Consider the following 17,890-nt stretch of genomic DNA (forward strand, 5'->3'; position numbering starts at 1 on the left):
TGCAGAACCACGGTATTAGCGATCCTAAGCCCGGACAATGGTATAGTCAGCAAGCATGGCTCGATTCGTTTAAAGAGATATCAGAGAAATATGGAAACCATACACTTTTCGAAATAGGAAAGGCCATACCAAAAAACGCTAAATTCCCACCTGAAATAGACAATATTGAGAAAGCGCTTTCATCAATTGATATCGCCTACCATATGAATCACCGAAATGGTGACATTGGTTTTTATAAAATGGTCGAGCATGATCGCATTGGTAAGAAAATCCTAATGCATTGTAAAAACCCATACCCCTGTGATTTTGATCGGGGTATTATTATAGCAATGGCCAGAAAGTTTAATGCTTCTGTTAAAATAGATTTGGACAAAACCAAACCTTCTCGAAAAGACGGTGCAGATGACAGTTGGTATATTATAACGTACAATTAGGAGTAAACTCACATAAGCACTAATCTGAAATTTTTATAAGTTTCAGCAACTATATCTGGCAGGAAAGTTATAATACCTGCCAGAAAGCTAGAATTTAAGCTTAGCATACCCATCCGTAAGTTTCAACTAAATAATCCGCCCATCCTCCATCGTGATGATGCGGTCGGTTTTCTCGGCGAAATCATGGTCATGGGTGACTACCAGAAGTGAGAGGTGTTGCTCATGGCTGAGCTTTCGCAAAATGTTAAAGACATTTTCTGAATTTTTGCTATCCAGGTTTCCGGTGGGTTCATCTGCCATGATAATCGTAGGCTCATTGATCAATGCCCTGGCAATGGCAACACGCTGTTTTTGTCCCCCTGAAATGCGTGAAGCCAGTTTATTGGCCTGGTCCCCGATACCTAAAAGCTCCAGCTTTTGCATGGCATCCTGCTTGATTTGGGATGTACTCTTTCTGGCCAGCTTAAGCGCAGGCAGCATCACGTTTTGTAAGATGGTAAACTCCGGCAGCAGGTAGTGGAATTGGAAAATAAAGCCAATCTCCGAGTTACGAACGGCTGACAATTCCGTGCTTGATTTACCGGTCAGTTTTTCACCCGACAGGTACAGATCTCCGGTATAGTCTGTGTCCATGGTTGATAAAATGTATAACAAGGTGGATTTCCCACAGCCTGACTTACCCATGATGGAAACAAACTCCCCCTTTTTAATGGTGAAAGAAATGTCTTTCAGCACATGGAATGATACCGGATCGGTAAAGTACTTATTGATATTAACTGCTTCTAAAACGTTAGCCATATCTGCTCTTTATTGGCCTCTGATGATTTCAACAGGGTCTATGTGCTCGGCTCTCCTTGCGGGCAGGTACCCTGCCAGGAATGTAGAGACTACTGCAAACACAATCCCTATCAGATAATAAGCCGGATTAAAATTGACAGGGAAGGTTTTAATTGTGGGCAGCGCCTCCGTCTCAAAAGGCGTATGATCGATCAAAACTGAAATAAAGTACCCGAATATAAGGCCCACAACACCTCCTACAACGCCTATCAGCATAGCCTGACTTATAAATATCATTTTCACATCCCTGCCGGAAAAACCCGTGGCCTTGAGTATGGCAATATCATTCATCTTCTCATAGATCATCATGTTCAGGATATTATAGATGCCAAAGCCTGCGACAATAAGGAGCGTAATAGACACAGCATAGGTTATAATATTCCGTATGGTGGTGCCCGTTTCAAACTGTGCATTCGCTGTATTGATGTCTACAGCCGTCAGGTTGTATTGTTCCCTGATTTCCTCGCTCATAGGTACAGCCTCTTCAATATTATGGAGCTTCACATTGATATCCGTGATGTAATTGTTGCCCTCTCCCAGTATCCGTTGCGCTGTTTTAAGGTTGGTATAGCTCTGCACGTTATCAATTTCTGCCAGCCCACTTTGGTAAAGTCCAACTACCTTTAACTGGAAAAGGTCCCCTGTGGCCGTCGTTATCTGGAGTTTATCTCCTACATCCAAAGACATTTTTTTGGCTATACCGGCACCCAGAAGAATACCGTTATCATTACGGGCAAGATTCTGCGGCTCTCCTTTAACTATATAATCGCCGATATTGAACAGCCTTACCTCTTCCATGATGTCAACGCCATTGATTATACCATTAAGTTTAATGGAACCTGCCACATAAAAAACCTGGGCTTTGACCTGCGGTGTCACACCACGCACCCGGGGATCGTGCCGTAGATAATCCAGGATCGGCAAAGCATTGTGTATACGTTCCTGGTTCTGCTTCGGCTTTACCGAGTGAAATATATTGATATCTCCTGCAAATCCTTCCATAAGCTCAACCGGTTGCTGTTCACTGGGCTTAATTTCATTGTAAATGTGTACATGAGGTGTTCTGTCGAGTATCAGGTTATCAAGCAGTTGGTTTAGCCCGGTCATAAAACTGACCAAAATGATGAATGTACCTATCCCAAAAGTAACACCGAGTGCTGCTATTACAGACTGCTTAACCCGCGATAGCAGGTGTGTTTTTGAAATGGAAAGTATTACAGGCCAATTCATAATCAGGGTTTATAGATGTACGTACCGGTATCCAACCCGGCAAGGATCTCTATTTTTTCCATGCTGTAAATTCCGGTTTTGACGGTGATAAGACCATCATCGGTTTTTACCTGATCCTCTCCTACCAGATAGTTGCGTGGAATAATTACTACTTTATCTTTTTTGCTAATCACAATGTTGGCTTCACCCGAAAGTCCGGGGTACAGTATGGCGGGTGGCTCTATGAATCTGGCTTCGGCCGCAAAGGTCTGGGTTCTGGTATTTTTCTGCGGATAGATCTTGGTAAGCGTTGCCATATACACTTCTCCTTCATAAGCATCAAGCGTTATTAGCACCTGTTGTCCGACTTTGACCCTGGCAATATCCACTTCATCGATCAGCATTTCTATGATAAAATTATTGGCACTACCTACAGACGCTACAGGCTCCTGCAAGCTGACCAGCTCGCCCGGCTCCTTATATATGCTGTAGACTGTCCCGTTAAGCTCGCTTTTTACCGTATAGTCCCTGCTGGCAACGAGGGATGTCTGATAGCTGACCTCAGCCTGCTCCAGTTGGGTTTGCAACTCGTTCTTTGTGCGCTTGTAGCGGTTTTTCAGAGCCAGTAAATTCTTTTGCGAGATCTCATAGGCAGTTTTCCTGGCATCAAATTCATTTTGTGTGCCGACATTTTGTTCCCACAATTTCTTTTGCCTGTAGTAGTTTAAAGAGTCCTGCTTAAGCTTTAACCGCGCCACTTCCAAATCCTCGTTTAACTCTTTGAGTATTGCAGTATTTCCTTTCAGATTTTCCCTGGCCAGTTCTAAAGCGAGTTTGGCTTTTTGCGAATTTAATTCAGGAGCATCGTTAGTGATCTGCATGATCTCACTTCCCTTGCTTACGTTCTCTCCTTCTTCAACAAACACTTTTGCCACAATCCCACCCACTGCGGCATGGGCATCGTAAAGGCTGTCGGGCTGTACGGTTAATGATGCATAAACTGATTCGGTAATGGAGCCGAGCTGAGGTCTTATCCTCTCTTCATCATTACCACAAGAGATCATCAGTACAATCAGGAAGGTATAAAATATAGTTTTTACAGGCATTCCGTTTTTTTTGGTGAAGCTATCGCCATATCTTAAACATTCATATATCAACGGTCAAATCAGATTATGATATTTATCATGATCCATGTCCATTGAAGAGGGTTTAACATTATCGTGCAAACGTATGTCTGTCAATGTTATCCAAAGGTTCATTTTAAAACGATATTTAAATTCGGAACCACCATTTACAACGTATGGTCCTCAATTAAGTTTTGCCTCTTGCAAAAGCTAAAAAATAGAATTATATTAAAATATGGCAGTCAAACCCTAAACGCATGAAAACCCCTTATTTCATAACTTATCCATACCCATTCCATATTCTCCGTGCTTATTACTCCTTTTGCTCCTTATTGCCGACATTACCTGTAAACACCTCTTAGGCAGCATAACCATGCGTAATGTTTAGACGCCTGACTTTGTTTTTGTATTCACCCCAAAATACACTGACCTTGGACATCTCAATAAGAAAAAAGATCAAGCACAAGTTGATAGCAGCATTCGGAGGCGTTTTAGCACTGTCCTTCATTTTAGCCGGCTGGGGCTACTACAGTATCAACAGAATCTTAAATAACCAGGACCTGAGTCAAAGAATAGATGACATCTCCATCATGGTGCTTGAACTCAGGCGTGCAGAAAAAGACTTTCTGATGCGCGAAACAACCAACCCTGAATTCTTCAAAACCGGCCAGAGTCAATACCTGCAAACCATCAACGAAACGGCCGAAGAACTGCAAAAAGAGATATCCCTGTTAAAAGAACATCCTGCAACCGGCTCAATGGATCTGGAAGAGTCGTTTGAAGCCATGGGCAGGATAATTAAACTGTACAACATTAAACTAAGTGAAATCGGGGAAACCGTTAAAGAAAAAGGCTATAAGGACTGGGGCCTCGAAGGAGAATTGCGCAAGGCAATACATGAAGTGGAAAATATTAATTTCCCCTATGACCGGGCTCTGATGCTTACCCTCAGAAGGCATGAGAAAGACTTTTTCCTTCGCCAGGAGCTAAGCTACCGTGATAAGTTCAACAATGACATTCAGGAATTTAAAGCAGCCATAAGGAGTGCCGAAAATGTCGATAGCAGCGCCGTGTTTGAAAACCAGAGAAACGCCATATTAAGTAACCTGGACAATTATCAGGATAAATTCAACCAAATCGTGGATGCCGACCTGAAACTGGGCCTGGATGAGAAAACGGGGCTAAGAGGCGAACTCAGGGCCATAGTGCATGAAATGGAACCGATTCTAGCCCAACTCGAAGCAACTATCCGGTCAAAAACGTCATCCATTATTGGCAACACTTTGCTATTCTTTCTACTGGTGTTCTTTGTTCAACTGATTGCAGGGCTCTTCATCAGTATCCGCTTCTCAAATAAACTTACTTCAAATATCAAAAGCATCAACACCGGCATTGTCACCTTGTCGCAGGGTAACTTTCCTGATAAGCTAGTGATAAGTTCTGAGGATGAGCTGGGCCAAACGCAGGCTGCCACGAACAACCTGGTGGAAAGAATAAGAACGGCAGCAGAATTTACGATAAGCATCGGAGAAGGCAAGCTGGATCAGCAGTATGATGAAAGGTATAAAAACGACGTACTGGCCAAAGCCTTGCTGGACATGCACCAAAAGCTGAAGGCAGCGGACCTGGAAGATGAGAAAAGGAACTGGGCCACCAAAGGCCTTGCCGACTTTGGTGAAGTGATCAGGAAAAACGAAAATAATCTCCGCGAGCTGAGCTATAAAGTGATTACTGACCTTGTAAAATTTGTAGGTGCCAACCAGGGCAAGCTGTTTGTCATCAATGATGAAGATAATAACACACTGGGTGAACCCCACCTGGAACTTTATGCCACCTATGCCTGGAAAAGAAAGAAGCACCAGCAGCAAACGATATTAAAAGGTGAAGGACTGCCAGGGCAAGCCTGGTATGAACAAAAGAGCATCTACCTGAAGGAAGTACCCGGTGATTATATTAAGATAAGGTCAGGCCTTGGTGAGGCCGTACCCACCAGCGTATTGATTGTTCCTCTGGTGGTGAATGAAACTGTATTTGGAGTCATAGAGCTGGCTTCGCTAAAAGAATTTGCAGATTACCAGATCACCTTTATCGAAAAGCTGGCCGAAATTATAGCCGCCAGCCTCTCCAGCGTCAGGATCAATGAGAAAACAAAGAGCCTGCTGGAGCAAGCCCAACAGCAATCTGAAGAGATGAGAGCCCAGGAGGAAGAAATGCGCCAGAATATGGAAGAACTGTCAGCCACACAGGAAGAACTGGGCAGAAAAGAAAAAGAATACCTCAAGAAGATCGAAGAGCTGGAAGGCAAGCTGGCGGAACTAGCAAGTTGAGCTGCTATTGCTATATTGTTTTTCGCAAGCAGCATGTAATTCTCTTCAGGAGCCGTGGAATACGCCTGTACTGACTCAGTCCGGCACCAGCAGGTTAATCTTTCACTCTCCATAATTTTTTAATTATTTTTTTATTCAAAGCAACTATAACCTCAACCTTCAGGGAATCAATATCATACAGTGTATACTTGTGCCATCAGTTGCCTGCCCAAACCTGAAACCAATTGCAATCATGCTTTTATTATATTAAATTAATTTCAAAATATTTTTCATCTAATAAAATCAACTAAAAATGAAAAACAACAAGAAATTAACACTCAATGAGTTAAGAGTAAAAAGCTTTCAAACTACTTTTACCCACGAAGAGTCAGAGACCATTAAAGGAGGATCCACTCCGTTTTGTCAACCACAAACCAATAAATCTTTTTGCTCAAATTGTTGTGATGCATAACAATCATAATTAATGCATACCATCAAAAGCCACTTTTCCGAGAGTGGCTTTTTCACATATAATCCATTAAGACATTTACAATTATAAAATCTAAATTAGCGCAGTAAACATTCAACTACTTTGCTATGGAAAACACCAAGCTCATTGCGATGCTTCAAAACCAGGGATTCGAAAACAGCCTGATCGATGAAATACTTACCGTTGGAAGGCTCAAGAAGGTCTCAAAAGGTGCCAGCGTAATTGCACCCGGATCAAAAGCCACTGAAATCCCGCTGGTTATCGACGGCACTATAAAGGTAATGAGGCAGGACAAAGACGGTAGTGAGATTTTTCTATACTATCTGGAGGGCGGCGAAGCCTGTGCTATGTCCATAACATGCTGCCTGGAAAACAAAAAAAGTGAGTTTAGTGCGGTAGCTGAGGAAGACTGTATTTTATGGATGATCCCCATGGGCTCACTGGATGCCTGGATAGCCAAATACCCGGCATTTAGAAAGTTTGTGTTCACCTCCTACCAAAAGCGCTTTGACGAAATGCTGATGGCTATAGACAGCATGGCCTTCATGAAAATGGACCAAAGGCTCTATAAATACCTGCTGGACAAGAAACAAGCCTCCGGATCATTTGAGATCCACAAAACACACGAACAGATCGCCCGGGAACTCAACACCTCCCGTGTAGTGATATCGCGACTCCTTAAGCAGCTCGAAAATGAAGGTAAAATAGAGCAGTACAGAAATAAAATAGAAATACTGTAAGCATAATTCCTCCTTAATAATGTTCACCAATCCTTTTGTAACATTTGTTACAAACCCGGCTTGAGCACTGCCATACTTTTGCTGGCTTCAATTAACAGGAATTATAATGAGAGAAATACTGGATTTTATCAGTCAACCATGGCCATGGTATGTTGCCGGCCCCTTGATAGCCCTGGTGATGTTCTCCTTGTTACTATTCGGAAACAACTTTGGTATTTCTACCAATCTCAGAACCATGTGTACCATACTTGGTGCGGGGAAACATTGTGAGCTTTTTGATTTTAACTGGAGAAATCAAATCTGGAACCTGGTATTTGCAGCCGGATTGGTTATTGGAGGATTTATAGCACACTATTTTCTCACACCCTCCGCGGAAGTGAATATCTCACAGGAAACCATCACGGAGCTACAGCAATATGGCATTGAAGATCCGGGAAGCTCCCTGGTACCACAAAGCCTGTTTTCATGGGAGTCTCTGGCTACCGTCAGAGGGTTTGTTATGCTTGTAGTCGGTGGATTTCTAATAGGTTTTGGGACGAGGTATGCAGGAGGCTGCACCTCCGGACACGCCATCAGCGGGCTTAGCAACCTGCAGTTGCCATCACTGATCGCTGTAGTTGGCTTCTTTATCGGAGGCCTGTTTGTTACCTACCTTATACTGCCCTTTTTGTTAACCTTCTAAGCTGCATTAGTCATGAAATTATTAAAATACCTGATTGTTGGGATCATATTTGGAATCACACTGGCCAAAGCAGAGGTCATATCCTGGTACAGGATCTATGAAATGTTTAAGTTCCAGAGTTTCCATATGTATGGCGTAATCGGCTCAGCCGTTGTCCTCGGAGTAATATTTGTTCAGATCATCAAACGATATAAACTTAAGTCTATTGACGGTAAACCCATTCATATTTACCCTAAACAAAGAAGTGTGCCCCGGTACCTGTATGGCGGTATAATTTTCGGTATCGGCTGGGCCATGACGGGTGCCTGCCCCGGTCCTTTATTTATATTATTAGGCAACGGCATAGGGGTAATCCTGGTGGTTATTGGCGCCGCACTATTGGGTACTTATACCTATGGCTTATTACGGAACAAACTGCCACACTAATCACATGGTATAAGCCAAAGGCCGGGAGTGCCCCTTGTTCCAATAAAACTTCCTGAAACAATCCATGACAAAAGTCATGTTTTGACCGTAACATAAGTTACACTCTTTCATGCTGTTGCCTGCGAAATTTACGGTATCGTTAATCAAAGCACAGCAATATGAAAGTAGAACAAATTTATACCGGGTGCCTGGCTGAGGCTGCTTATTATATCGAGTCACAGGGCGAGGTAGCCATAGTTGACCCGCTGAGGGAAGTAGCGCCATACATCGAGAAAGCTAAAGAGAAGGGTGTCCGCATTAAGTATGTACTGGAAACCCACTTCCATGCAGATTTCGTTTCAGGACACCTCGACCTGGCAAAAAAAACCGGTGCCAAAATAGTGTATGGTCCTACAGCACAACCCAACTTTGAAGCGCACATAGCTACAGATGGTGAGATCTTGCCCCTGGGAAATGTCAAAATCAAGGTACTTCATACACCGGGACATACCATGGAGTCTACCACTTACCTGCTGATTGACGAAGAAGGCACGGAAAAAGCCATCTTCACCGGTGATACCCTCTTTATTGGTGATGTAGGCCGTCCGGACCTGGCTGTAAAAACTGACCTGACCAGAGAAGACCTTGCCGGACATCTGTTTGACTCATTGCGCAACAAGATCATGCCATTGGCAGATGATATTATTGTTTACCCGGGGCATGGTGCCGGCTCTGCCTGTGGTAAAAATATGAGCGCGGAGACCACTGACACCCTTGGTAATCAGAAGCGCTTCAATTACGCCCTCAGAGCTGATATGACCCGGGAGGAATTCATTAAAGAAGTAACTACCGGTCTGGTAGAGCCACCCCAGTATTTCCCTAAAAACGCTGTAATGAACAAGATGGGTTACGAAAGCTTTGACGAAGTGCTGTCACGAGGCGCAGTGGCCCTTGATGCTGATACATTTGAAAATGTAGTTGAAAGGAATGATGCCCTGGTGCTGGACACCCGGCGTAAGGAGGATTTTGTAAAGGGTTTTATTCCTGGTTCTGTCTGGATAGGCATAGAGGATAAGTTTGCTCCATGGGTAGGTGCATTGATCACTGATCTAAAGCAATCCATAGTATTTGTAGCTGATAAAGGAAAAGAGGAAGAAGTGATTACCCGGCTTTCGAGAGTAGGTTATGACAATACACTCGGATACCTGGAAAGGGGTTTTGAAACATGGAAAAATGCCAATAAAGAAATAGATACTCTCGATGAAATTGGCCCACACGACTTTACCAATCTCTATGACACTGAAAAACTGAATGTGCTGGATGTGCGCAAGAAGAGCGAGTATGACTCTCAGCATATCAAGGGAGCTATCAATTTCCCACTCGACTTTATCAATAAAAACATGGATAAGATCGACAGAAAAACGCCTTACTACCTGCATTGCCAGGGTGGGTACCGCTCAGTGATTGCCGCGTCTATACTCAAAGCCCGAGGCTTTGATCAGGTTACTAATGTTCGTGGTGGTATTAATGAGATCGCTAAATCCTGCATCAAGCTAACGGCTTTCCGTGAACCAGAGACCATGTTGTAGGTGATGAAATGTGGATCGAGTTGATTCCCGGGAGAAACGCTGACTTTTCGGCTGCCTGTTTGACAGACAGCCGTTAATAGCAGTTATCAAACCAGGAAAAACAGAAACAGACGCGATCTTCTTATTTTCAACCTGATGATATTAATTTTTTTAGTCGTTATTCTGCCCTGATCTTCATCAGGAGCAGAATTTCCTTGATGCCTTTTGGTCAAGCTTTAATAGATTACAAGCCAGTTTAAATAAATCCAATAAGCAGCACTTTTATGTTGGTATTACTTAGTATGCAGAGGTAATAAATCAGCTAGACAAAAAATATCAAAAGCCCATTAATTAAACTATCACTTACTCTTTTTTTCAAGCCACCAGTTTAACCTTGTATCATTGCTATAGTTGGTTTTCTTTGGCTTAGCCTCAGCCCTTTCTACTTCAAGTGTACTAAGATCAGCTACTACAGACCAAATGGTACCGAATTTTCTTTTTCTCAAGTCGAGGCATACTTTTTTTTCTGACAAAAAAGTTTTAGCTGTTTCAATATCCATCTTCTCCACTTTTTTGAGACTGTCCTTTAGTGCATCATATCGTTCCAGGCTCTTGCTCCATTTGACGCCACCCCGATCAAATTGTTCCATTTCAGGACTTATGAACTGATTGGTTATTAAAATATAATTTTCTTTTTTATCAGGTCGTCTGACTCTATTGCCCTGAGGTGCCGCCTCCACAACGGCGATATCACCTGTTTTATCTGCAATTAGAAAGTTATTAGCAGCAGAAACCTTGGTACGTTCAATTAGCTTTATAGCGTCTTTTGTAGTACTACATGTTTCAAGTATCTTTCTTACCACAAAGTGAAAGGTTATACCAGGCTGGCTTTCTGTGCCGTTTACAAATGATATTGCTACTGACAACCCTTTCTGGTTTATACCATCACAGCGTCCTATAAACATATCAGACTGACCAATATAAGCATACTGGCCTTTAGGTGCGATTAAACTACTTTCGGTAAACTTCTTGAAGTCATATAGCATATCATAGTTTATACCAACTATAACAGCACCTTCTTTGTTTGGATCACGCCATGCAAACACGCTACATTGTCCGGTAGTCTCAAAAATACCACGACTCAAAAGAAAGGCTCCCAGTTTTTCAGGTTTCTCATTTATTGCTTTCGAGAAGCCTTCAATTTCTTCTAACACCTCAGGATAGTATTCCGCCAGTTCTTTATATGACGCGCGCCCGAAGTTATATTCCTCTTTACTGAATTCTGGTAATTGAAATCCCTTGCTTTTTAGTAATGAGCCATATTTAAAACCCATTTCGTAGAACTCACCGTATAGTCTTGGATGATACATTAGCCTGTCATTTCTATTTAATTGAAGTAACACGTGTGGATCTATAAATGTTGTGCCCAACCTGCCATAAAAACCAAAATCAAAGCACAATTTCTTGTTGTTTTGCAGGCGTGATTCCACCTTTTCTCATCGACTTGAATTTCTTGTTTCATATACTACATCTATAATCAGGCCGTAAGCGGCTGCTTGTTAACAAAGTCTTGAGATTGAAAAAATAATGTATCAATACATAGTTATATCTACTATTACATAATTTATAGCTGCCTTTCTGTTTATCTGTTACTTTACTTAATTCACTGAATATCATTAAACACCAACTGGTGAAAGGTTCATCACCTTTGTTTGAATTTTAATGGACTCTTTGTGAAGGATTCTTAATAAGTGGTCTGTAAACTCTTCACTGAGATCAAGAGCGGAAGCCACCCTCTTTCTTTGTTTAACTATAGCATCCCACCGCTCAACCTGAAGTATAGTAACCCGATTGTCTCTTTTGTACTTCCCAATCTCATGAACCATTTTCATTCTTTTATCCAGCCCTTGTAAAATTTCCTCATCTATCTCATCGATCTGGCACCTCAGTTCCTCGAGTCGATTGCTAAATGATGGGTTTTCAGCAGTCTTGTTGCGCATGACCAATTCACTTAACAAACGCTTGAGTGCAGTAGGAGTTACTTGTTGTTTCGCATCACTCCATGCACTGTCAGGAGAAATGTGACTTTCAATCATCAGACCATCCATTTCCAGATCAAGAGCCTTTTGAGAAATCATGCCGATAAGTTCCCTTGAACCGGCAATATGACTCGGATCACAGATAACTGGCAGGTCCGGAAACCTCCGCTTTAGTTCTATAGGGAACTCCCATCTCGGCACATTTCTGTACAGCGTCTTTTCAAAAGAAGAAAATCCTCGATGTATAGCTGCTAAACGTGTAATACCAGCCTGGTTAATCCGCTCTAATGCACCTATCCATAGTTCTAAATCAGGATTTAATGGATTCTTAACCATAACCGGTACGTCTACTCCTTTAAGCACATCTGCAACTTCCTGTACAGAGAAGGGGTTTACAGTAGTTCTCGCCCCTATCCAGAGCATATCAACACCATATTTTAAGGCTTGTTCTGTATGCCTGGCATTGGCAACTTCCGTACATACTGGCAAACCTGTTTCTTTACCAGCTTGCTTTAGCCACTTCAGACCTGTTTCACCAACACCTTCAAATGCATTAGGTCTTGTTCTCGGCTTCCATATACCTGCCCTAAGAACATCTATGCTTCCAATGTTTGCCAGCGAAACCGCTGTCGAAATTAGTTGTTCTTCGGTTTCAGCACTACATGGGCCGCTTATGATCAATGGTCTGCCATTCTTAGCAAGCCATGATCTGTCGGCGATATCAAGTTGCTTTTTATCCAATAGTTTATTCATAGGTACAGTGATTTTTTGATCGTGCTGATAAGTAATTAGCTTTTATTAAATATTGCTGAAAAAAAACTCTTCCCTTTCGTTTTACTATAAGGTATGGACATGTCCTGAGTCAGGAACCCACTTTCCCCAAAGTATTCGAAATACTTTTGTACAATTGCTTTATCAATTGGAGGACAATATATGTCCGTTCCTGTAAGCCCGGTGATGGTATTCTGCTGCGCAAACTTATGTACTTTGGAAGGGTCATAATTTTTGGCAGCTTTAAAAATTTCATCTGTCACTTCATCCAGAAGTTCGCTTTTGCCTTGCAGATCTAATATTCTGCTCTTCCATTTTCTAAACGACAGCTTTTTGACATCAAATCCCATAGGTTTAATCCACTTGATAATATCTCCCATATCAAGGTAGTGCGGGGAAACAATATGATAGTTTTTATTTAACCCTTTAGGGTTTTTAGCCAGATGTACAATAGACCTGCTTGCATAGTCTACAGGCACCCAATTAAACTTAAGCGGTATTCTGGGAATAGCACTTACGATAGCCATGTTTCGCAGGGATTTACATGCAAAATCAGTGGTATTCCAAATACCTGTTTCACTATGTCCTGAGATGGTTTCCGGACGATAAATATTGACAGGAAAACCAGCTTGCCTGGCTTCTGTCATTACCTTATCAGCTACCCACTTGGTCTGCGTATATCCCAGGTCATTGAGCAACGTATCATTCAGAATGAGTTTATGGTCCTCTGTTATGATGGTACTATAACCATAGTTTTCAAACACTGACAAGGAAGAAATATAATGTATAGGTTTCAGCCCATGTAATGCAGCCAGTTTTAAGATTTCCTTTGTTCCGTCTACGTTTGCTTTTTTGAGTGTATGATATGGGTAAGCAAAATTAACCTGAGCACCATTATGAAAGATAACATCCAGCTTTGCCGCCAGTTGCTCAAACTCATGAGATTGCAAGCCGAAAAATTTCTTTTCCAGATCCCCTGCCACAATTTGAATTCTGGACATAAAAGCATCTTCCCACAGTTGGTGGTCCTTTAGCTTATTAATGATCCTTTCACGACCATGCTCCTCGGATCTGCATCGAACCATACAAAAAACCTGGGCCTGCGTATGTTTAAGAAGATCATGCAGGATGTTAACACCGAGTATACCTGTACCTCCTGTCAATAATACATTGGTAAAATTAGTCCAGGAGGCTACGTTATCCTCAATATGTATGTCTTTCAGAATACTCTCCTTGAGAGAAAGAGATGGCTCAGTGTAGGTATCTTCATCTCCAACAATAGTGGCCAGATTCTCTATAGTGGGCTTGGCTAAAAAATGAGGTAGTGATACACGAACTTTCAGCTCCTTTTCTACCTCATTTGTCATTTTCATCACCAGAAAAGAATGGCCTCCGAGATCAAAGAAATTATCCTTTACACCTATACGATCCAGCTTAAGCAATTGCTGCCATATCCCTTGTAGTTGAGTCTGTATAGGACTAGAGGGCGCTACATACTCATTGCCAACCTGCAGGTCATTCCCCAAAAAGGTGAGCTTATCTTTATTCACTTTACCGTTCGGCAGTAAAGGCATTTGCTCCATATGAACGTAAGCTGTAGGCACCATGTGCAATGGCAGTTTATCTTTCAGGAATGTCTTGAATATCTCCTGCTCTACTTTCTTAGATCCCCTGTAAAAGGCAACAAGAATTTTGTTCCTTTTCCATTCTCGATCTACCACATACACTTCGGCAATATCCTGATGCTGGGATAGTATGGCTTCTATCTCTCCAAGCTCAATCCTAAAACCTCTTATTTTGACCTGGTTATCGATCCGCTCCAGGAACTCAATGTTTCCATCTGGCAAAAAGCGGCCTAAATCACCCGTCTTATACAACTGAGCCTCTTTATCTCCCCTGGCATGAGGGTTAGATAAAAAAACTTCCTGAGTCTTTTGGGGATTTTGCCAGTAGCCTGCCCCTACACCAATACCCGAAACGCAAATTTCTCCAGGAAAACCTATGGGGAGCTTTTTCAATTGCTTGTCAAGTATATGGATTTGCATATTGGCTACAGGCTTTCCTATAGGTACTCTTACCGCATCGGAAGGTATTGGTTTTCTTATCATAGCCTGGCATACATCATCCGCCGCCTCTGTAGGTCCATATGCATTCACCACAGGTATATCAGGAAATAAGTCGAGCCACCTGTTAACAACGGACACCTTTACCTCTTCCCCGGTGACCATTGCAAACAGTAAATCCGGTAATTTCCTGTTTTTATGATCTAGTGATTCTATATGCTCTATTAAGCCCTGCAGTACAATGGGGACAGGTTCAAATAATGAGATCTTTTCTTCCTTCATCACCTTAAATAGCAATGGAGGATTGCTTACGATATCTGTACCAACTACTACCGATGCTCCTCCTATTAAAAGTGGTGCCAGCATTTGCCACACGGAAATATCAGATGAAGAGGGTGCCGACTGCAGAAAACGGGTATGTTCTGAGAAATTAAGGGCTTCAAATTCAGCGTAGATATGGTTAATAGCACCATTATGACGAACCATAGCTCCCTTTGGGTTTCCAGTGGAGCCTGAGGTATAAATCATGTAAGCTACATCGTCACTTTCATTAACAACACTCGGGTTGACTTCCTGCATCTGGTCGAGCGAGGACCGGTCATTTATTTTTAATCTTTTTGAAATATCTTCAGACACCTCAGTGGCATGATCCAATAGCAATGCGCTGCGCAATGCAGTAGTGCCATCTCCAAGCTCAATATTGTTCAGGCAACGTTGGTTGGTAACTATGGTAGGCACTTTACTGTTGGCAATCATATAGCTCACACGCTGGGCAGGATAAGCCGGGTCTATTGGAACAAAAGCAGCTCCTGATTTCAGTACCCCCACTACTGAAGTAATAAAATCAATACCCCGCTCCATAAACACACCTACAAATTCATTTCGCTGAACCCCCGACTGGCGAAGCAGGTGGGCAATCCGATTGGCATTTTTGTTTAGTGTTTCATAGGTACATGTCTTGCCCTGCTCCACAACAGCCACCTTCTCAGAAAAGGTTAGGGCTTTCACTTCGAACAGATTAGCTATAACATCGCTCTCCGGGTAAAAACAGGAGAGTTCGTTAAACCTCTGAATTTGAACTTCTTCTTCAGGCCTTACAAAGCTGATACTGGACAATGGCAGCAACCGGTCGGTCACCAAACTTCTCATAATAAAGCTAAATTGCTTCACTAGCATTTCCAGCAGATCTTCCCGAAAAAGGCCCTCTTTGTAATACATAGTTCCTTTAATCTGGCGGCCATTATCCGAAAAGCACAGGGAAATTTCAGCATCATCTACAATAGCCAGATCATGAAGCTCTTCAGACAGCACCAGTATGCTTGCCTTTGAATATTCTTCATCTTCAAGCTGAAGTCCGTGTGTATAAACATTAATCAGCTGATCACTACTTCTTAAAATATGTTCTTTAAAGCTTTCATGCCACTTCACAGTACTCCTTATCGGCAAAGCTTTCCTCCGTTTGTCATCCATCAATGGCGGCACATGAAGCAACAACTCTTCTGAATCAGTGTATTTGCTAAAAACTACCTGCAAACCGGAAAGTAAAATTGCAAATTGACTCAGAGGCTTCGACTGCCCGATATCCCTAAGCTGATCTGAGGTATCTTCATCTATAAGAAAGGTGACAGAGTTTAAATTTTTACAATCTGCCTTATTGAGGTAATCTCTTATTAATCCTGTCGGAAGGGGTGAGTCTCCCAATACTTTTTTCCAGTACACTCTACTGGATAAGGTGTTATTCAGTTCCATATCTTCTCCTGGTATTCATTATGTTGATCGTTGGCTGCCTTGGGTAACTACCTTATGAAGTGTGGCCTGCAAACCATTATGCAGGCCATACTCCAAATGGCATACAAACTAATTTAAAGTCAATTTGTAGTGATTTGCTCCAATTGCCATGCTATGGCTTCTTTAAGAATTTTCAATGCTCTATCAAGAGTTTCATCGTCTATCACCAGTGCAGGCAACAGCTTGATAACAGTGTCTTTTCGCCCTGCACTTTCTATAATGAGGCCATTTTCAAAGCATCTTCTTGTGATTTTTCCTGGAATGCTTACGTCATTGAACTTTCCAAAATCGATTCCCCAAATCATTCCTATTCCTCTAATCTCTATCAGACTATTCAGCGGAGCGATCTCATCTCGCAATACACGCTCTATTTTAGCTGATTTTGATACCATAGTCTCTTCAAGATTAGAATTATGGTAATATTCCAAAGCAGCTTTACCACCAATGAACGCCAGCTGAAAACCGCGGAATGTACCGTTGTGCTCTGCCGGTTTCCATATATCCAATTCAGGTTTAAATAATAACATGGACATAGGGAAACCATAACCACTCACTGATTTTGACAGTATCACAATATCAGGCTGAATATTAGCACGCTCGAATGAGAAAAAAGTACCCGTTCTGCCACACCCTACCTGGATATCATCGCAAATCAAAATAATCTCGTACTTATCACAGATCTGTCTTAATCTAACTAACCACTCTTTAGATGCCGCAAATACACCACCTTCTGCCTGAACAGTTTCCAGAATGATGGCAGCTGGTCTGCTCGCTCCGGAATGGGTATCATTCAAAAGTGCTTCTATGTAATTCAAGCTATCAAAATTCTTTAAATAGCCATCTTCATAAGGAATGAAAGTGACATTATTAAGGTCTACTCCGGAAGCATTTCGGTGAGAGTCACAACTGGTAACAGATAAACTGCCAAGGGACATACCATGGTAGCCTCCCATAAAAGAAAATACCCCTGTTCGTTTGGTGACATTACGTGCAAGTTTCAGTGCTGCCTCTACCGCATTGGTGCCTGTGGGGCCACAAAACATAAATTTGTAATCTAAACCTCTGGGCTTCAACAGGGTTTCATTCATGTAGCTGATGAATTCTTCTTTCGGCTGAGTGTACATATCCAGCCCCTGAATGATACCATCATTACTAATGTATTTCAAAACCTGCTCCTTTATATAATCATTGTTATGACCATAGTTCAAAGAACCGGCCGCCATAAGAAAGTCAATGTATTCTTTCTTGTTTTCGCCCTGAAGTAATGAGCCTTTGGCATGACAAAAATGTATTGGGAAGCTTCTACAGTAGCTTCGAACGTTCGATTCCAAATTTTCAAAAACTGAAACCGATGATGTTTCTAATTCTAACATGTTATTAAATCTGGTTATTGGTTTGGACTTTCTTTAAGTTAAATGCGCTATAAGTCATGAT

At 42.0% G+C, this 17,890-nt stretch carries 14 protein-coding genes; 7 read left to right on the plus strand and 7 right to left on the minus strand.

Translation table 11 applies throughout. The features are described 5' to 3' along the window. Positions 1–434 (plus strand): hypothetical protein (locus E1163_RS30685; protein WP_185156175.1); only part of this gene is annotated, 434 nt, incomplete at its 5' end. A 126-nt stretch (positions 435–560) separates the two neighbouring features. Here the strand turns inward: E1163_RS30685 and E1163_RS22090 are convergent. The 3 genes from E1163_RS22090 to E1163_RS22100 are packed head-to-tail and all read right to left on the minus strand — an operon-like array spanning position 561 to position 3,586. Beyond that, positions 561–1,232: an ABC transporter ATP-binding protein gene (locus E1163_RS22090; protein ID WP_155174645.1), complete on the minus strand. Its 672-nt coding sequence runs from the start codon at positions 1,230–1,232 to the stop codon at positions 561–563. Positions 1,233–1,241: 9 nt separating this feature from the next. Beyond that, entirely contained in the window at positions 1,242–2,501 is a 1,260-nt protein-coding gene (locus E1163_RS22095; protein ID WP_155174646.1) for an ABC transporter permease, read from the minus strand. Positions 2,502–2,503: 2 nt separating this feature from the next. Then, positions 2,504–3,586, minus strand: a complete 1,083-nt coding sequence (locus E1163_RS22100; RefSeq protein ID WP_185156176.1) for an efflux RND transporter periplasmic adaptor subunit — start codon at positions 3,584–3,586, stop codon at positions 2,504–2,506. 449 nt (positions 3,587–4,035) lie between these two features. On the opposite strand from E1163_RS22100, the gene E1163_RS22105 reads away from it, so the two are divergent. The 6 genes from E1163_RS22105 (at position 4,036) to E1163_RS22125 (ending at position 9,816) form a co-directional block, all read left to right on the plus strand. Then, a complete protein-coding gene (locus E1163_RS22105; RefSeq protein WP_185156177.1) occupies positions 4,036–5,931 on the plus strand; it encodes a GAF domain-containing protein in 1,896 nt (631 codons plus the stop codon). A 292-nt stretch (positions 5,932–6,223) separates the two neighbouring features. Then, positions 6,224–6,382, plus strand: coding sequence for a pinensin family lanthipeptide (locus E1163_RS31715; protein ID WP_221418064.1), 159 nt, complete (start codon positions 6,224–6,226; stop codon positions 6,380–6,382). A gap of 125 nt (positions 6,383–6,507) precedes the next feature. Beyond that, positions 6,508–7,140 carry a Crp/Fnr family transcriptional regulator gene (locus E1163_RS22110; RefSeq protein WP_155174648.1) on the plus strand — a complete coding sequence of 211 codons (633 nt, stop codon included), beginning with the start codon at positions 6,508–6,510 and terminating at the stop codon, positions 7,138–7,140. Positions 7,141–7,246: 106 nt separating this feature from the next. Beyond that, the gene (locus E1163_RS22115; protein WP_155174649.1) at positions 7,247–7,822 is read left to right on the plus strand and encodes a YeeE/YedE family protein; all 576 of its coding nucleotides are present in this window, start codon (positions 7,247–7,249) and stop codon (positions 7,820–7,822) included. 12 nt (positions 7,823–7,834) lie between these two features. Beyond that, on the plus strand, positions 7,835–8,248 hold the full coding sequence (locus E1163_RS22120) for a DUF6691 family protein (RefSeq protein ID WP_155174650.1): 414 nt from the start codon (positions 7,835–7,837) through the stop codon (positions 8,246–8,248). A gap of 158 nt (positions 8,249–8,406) precedes the next feature. Beyond that, on the plus strand, positions 8,407–9,816 hold the full coding sequence (locus tag E1163_RS22125) for an MBL fold metallo-hydrolase (RefSeq protein WP_155174651.1): 1,410 nt from the start codon (positions 8,407–8,409) through the stop codon (positions 9,814–9,816). A gap of 338 nt (positions 9,817–10,154) precedes the next feature. Here the strand turns inward: E1163_RS22125 and E1163_RS22130 are convergent, their stop codons facing one another. From E1163_RS22130 to ectB, 4 genes are all read right to left on the minus strand, one after another. Then, positions 10,155–11,165, minus strand: coding sequence for a C45 family autoproteolytic acyltransferase/hydrolase (locus E1163_RS22130; RefSeq protein ID WP_155174652.1), 1,011 nt, complete (start codon positions 11,163–11,165; stop codon positions 10,155–10,157). 306 nt (positions 11,166–11,471) lie between these two features. Beyond that, positions 11,472–12,587: a chorismate mutase gene (locus tag E1163_RS22135; RefSeq protein ID WP_155174653.1), complete on the minus strand. Its 1,116-nt coding sequence runs from the start codon at positions 12,585–12,587 to the stop codon at positions 11,472–11,474. Between the two features lie 35 nt (positions 12,588–12,622). After that, positions 12,623–16,417, minus strand: coding sequence for a non-ribosomal peptide synthetase family protein (locus tag E1163_RS22140; RefSeq protein ID WP_155174654.1), 3,795 nt, complete (start codon positions 16,415–16,417; stop codon positions 12,623–12,625). A 119-nt stretch (positions 16,418–16,536) separates the two neighbouring features. Further along, on the minus strand, positions 16,537–17,829 hold the full coding sequence (gene ectB / locus E1163_RS22145) for a diaminobutyrate--2-oxoglutarate transaminase (protein WP_155174655.1): 1,293 nt from the start codon (positions 17,827–17,829) through the stop codon (positions 16,537–16,539). Positions 17,830–17,890 lie beyond the last annotated feature (61 nt).

The organism is Fulvivirga kasyanovii (assembly GCF_009711405.1).
Taxonomy (GTDB): domain Bacteria; phylum Bacteroidota; class Bacteroidia; order Cytophagales; family Cyclobacteriaceae; genus Fulvivirga; species Fulvivirga kasyanovii.

Excerpts from the sequence above, each read along its gene's own strand:
- E1163_RS22140 (WP_155174654.1), bottom strand. The coding sequence starts at position 16,417 with ATGGAACTGAATAACACCTTATCCAGTAGAGTGTACTGGAAAAAAGTA.
- E1163_RS22135 (WP_155174653.1), bottom strand. The coding sequence starts at position 12,587 with ATGAATAAACTATTGGATAAAAAGCAACTTGATATCGCCGACAGATCA.
- E1163_RS22130 (WP_155174652.1), bottom strand. The coding sequence starts at position 11,165 with ATGTATCATCCAAGACTATACGGTGAGTTCTACGAAATGGGTTTTAAA.
- E1163_RS22125 (WP_155174651.1), top strand. The coding sequence starts at position 8,407 with ATGAAAGTAGAACAAATTTATACCGGGTGCCTGGCTGAGGCTGCTTAT.
- ectB (WP_155174655.1), bottom strand. The coding sequence starts at position 17,829 with ATGTTAGAATTAGAAACATCATCGGTTTCAGTTTTTGAAAATTTGGAA.
- E1163_RS22120 (WP_155174650.1), top strand. The coding sequence starts at position 7,835 with ATGAAATTATTAAAATACCTGATTGTTGGGATCATATTTGGAATCACA.
- E1163_RS22090 (WP_155174645.1), bottom strand. The coding sequence starts at position 1,232 with ATGGCTAACGTTTTAGAAGCAGTTAATATCAATAAGTACTTTACCGAT.
- E1163_RS31715 (WP_221418064.1), top strand. The coding sequence starts at position 6,224 with ATGAAAAACAACAAGAAATTAACACTCAATGAGTTAAGAGTAAAAAGC.
- E1163_RS22110 (WP_155174648.1), top strand. The coding sequence starts at position 6,508 with ATGGAAAACACCAAGCTCATTGCGATGCTTCAAAACCAGGGATTCGAA.
- E1163_RS22095 (WP_155174646.1), bottom strand. The coding sequence starts at position 2,501 with ATGAATTGGCCTGTAATACTTTCCATTTCAAAAACACACCTGCTATCG.
- E1163_RS22100 (WP_185156176.1), bottom strand. The coding sequence starts at position 3,586 with ATGCCTGTAAAAACTATATTTTATACCTTCCTGATTGTACTGATGATC.
- E1163_RS22115 (WP_155174649.1), top strand. The coding sequence starts at position 7,247 with ATGAGAGAAATACTGGATTTTATCAGTCAACCATGGCCATGGTATGTT.